This is a genomic window from Candidatus Symbiopectobacterium sp. NZEC135 (assembly GCF_025962695.1).
The window spans coordinates 1-2483 of the sequence record NZ_JAGFPF010000202.1 but is presented as its reverse complement, the minus strand read 5'-3'; the positions used below and the strand labels follow the sequence as shown (position 1 = coordinate 2483).

General features: G+C 46.8%; 2 protein-coding genes. One reads left to right on the top strand and one right to left on the bottom strand.

Translation table 11 applies throughout. The features are described 5' to 3' along the window. Window positions 1–218: 218 nt before the first annotated feature. Entirely contained in the window at window positions 219–608 is a 390-nt protein-coding gene (locus J5224_RS24900; RefSeq protein ID WP_264627897.1) for a RidA family protein, read from the top strand. Window positions 609–883: 275 nt separating this feature from the next. On the opposite strand, the gene J5224_RS24895 is transcribed toward J5224_RS24900, so the two are convergent. After that, window positions 884–2143 (bottom strand): LD-carboxypeptidase, encoded by a 1260-nt coding sequence (locus J5224_RS24895; RefSeq protein ID WP_264627896.1) that lies wholly within the window; start codon window positions 2141–2143, stop codon window positions 884–886. Between the last annotated feature and the right edge of the window lie 340 nt (window positions 2144–2483).

Sequence of the window (2483 nt, the reverse complement as noted above, 5' to 3'; positions counted from 1 at the left end):
CGTCGCAGCGGCTTTGGTAAAGCTGCCCGACTCGACCACCCGAATAAAAGCCTGCATTGCGTCAAAGCGATCCATCTCGTTGCCTCATGCCTTTCTGATTGTTTGTATTTTACAAATAATGATGCGGCGTTTTGCGCGTTTATCTTACCGTCACTATGCCTCTAGACTTCGGTTACACACAAGTCATCCATCTTGAAACGGTTATTCAGAGGTATGTTATGGCAATGCGCGATGTGGTTTTTCCTGAAGGGCGGCAAGATCTCTATAACCGCAATCGCTATTCCCCGGCAGTGAGAGCCAACGGCTTTTTATTCGTGTCAGGGCAGGTGGGAAGCCAGGAAGACGGTTCACCTGAACCGGATTTAAAAACACAGGTGAGGCGGGCATTTGAGAATTTGAACGCGGTGTTGTTTGCCGCGGGCTGCACGTTTGAGGACGTTATGGATGTAACCGTTTTTGTGGTCGACCCTGAATCGAACCTGGAAACCATCTGGAGCGTGGTCCCGGAATTCTGGGGCGAAGCCCCTTATCCTGCCTTGACCGGGGTCGGCGTCTCTTGGCTGTCTGGCTTTCACTTTGAAATCAAGGTGGTAGCCAGGTTGCCGTAAGGATCTGCACTGTGCTAATGCGGTGAGTCGGTAAAACGTCCAGCGACACATTAGCGCCATTTTGGCGGCAATTAACAAAAAAGCCACCTCGCAAGAAGTGGCTTAATAATCTGATTTTTAAGATAAAGTATTGTTCGCCATTGTTTGGGGCTTGGCTGACCGAAGAATCTGGGCCGTACTTCTTTATCTACGCATAAAGACTGTGAGTAATGATATCAAGGCCTGTTACCGAGCTTGAAACGGAATGGTCAGCATACTCAAAAAAGCTTTGCCGGTTACGCAGACGGCCGATACGTATATTGCGTCGTTTTTACCGGAGGCTGGGTCAGGCTACACTGCCCGTATACGCTGCTGCATAAAATAGTACCCTGATTATTCAAAATGAATGGCTGGTTAGTTTCACCATGCCCAAATTCCGGATAATAATAAACAGGATAGGTAACACGCTCGGCGAACTGTTTTATTACATATCGGTAAAGATATTTTTCTTCGTCGCTTGCATTTTTACCGTAAAACTGACCAAAAATAACGGCGCGTGGATGGAATTTTCTGCTGAATTCTATCTGATGCAAGGTCCGGTCAAGCTGTTTTGCCGTTACTCCCGTATCTTCCAGCATCATAATTTTGTCTGAATAGGTACCCTCATATAGGGTGGAAAACAGTGACTGCACCAGGGTCAGGTTACCGCCATCCAGTTTACCACTCACCGTTCTTACAGCCTGGCGGTTCATCGGTTCGATGCCTGGGTAATTAACCCCATGAGACAGGGCCTCAAAGGCTTCATTCAGGCTGTTGTTCATATTAAGTGTTTTGTTGCTGTCAATCTCATGCATTTCTTTATTAAAAGAAGCCAGCACGCCATGCACGCTTGGCCAGTTCAGCTCATGGTTCACAAAGTTGTGGATGGCTGTCACGTCACTGAAGCCGATGATCGTTTTCGGTGTGGATGCTGAGATACGCTTCTGGCTTGCATGTAGTGCCGGATAAAGGTTGAGCGCCCCCGAACCTCCTCTAACAAACCAGAGGTAATGCACATTACGGTCACTGAGAGCATTAATGAGGGTTTGGGCCCGTTTTTCATCCGTGTTGACGTAACCCAGCCTGGTAGGCTTCTGGTCGAGATATCGTTTGTCAACCGAGTAGCACTCGCGAGAAAGTGCTGTCTCAATCTCCGGGATGACGCTTTCATCATATTGCGACGAGCTTGCGATCAGGAATACCGTTCCCTTTTGAACGGAACAGCCTTTTCGTACATGTGTATCAGTCGGAGGGGATGTTTTCTTCATAATGGTCTGCGGGATGGGCGCACATCCGGACAGAAAAAGCAAAAGGACGGGGATTGTGATTTCTTTCGAGACCCTGTTTTTCATCCGTATCATATTTTTCCTTTTTAACGATAGGGTTAATCCTGTTTCAGTTACGCCGACATCTGCTGAGCGGTGGACGGTCATATAAGGGGCTCTGCTCGAATTATCTGAAAATGGAGCGACCATTATGCTTACGCTCTTTTCAACAACGGGTAAAAAGCGATCCACTTATCGTCACCGCCAGCGTTTTTTGGAACAGGGGAGTTTTTCAGTTTGAAGGATCTCTTATGGGTCTACGAAGAATTCTATCTGTCAGATAAATAATGGTTTTTTCTGGGTTCGGTTAAATGGAAAGATCTGTAGGAAAGGGTTTTCTTTTCAGTGAATGAGAGAGAAAACCATCTAAGGCAGATGGTTACAGATTTTTAATACAGGCAAAGCGCTGAAATTTTCGGATGGCTGCAAGTGGGCTTTTGGGGGAGAGACAAAAAGGGGACAATGGCCACAACCCACAAAAAAGCCACCTCGCAAGAAGTGGCTTAATCATCTGATTTATCAGCTAAATTTT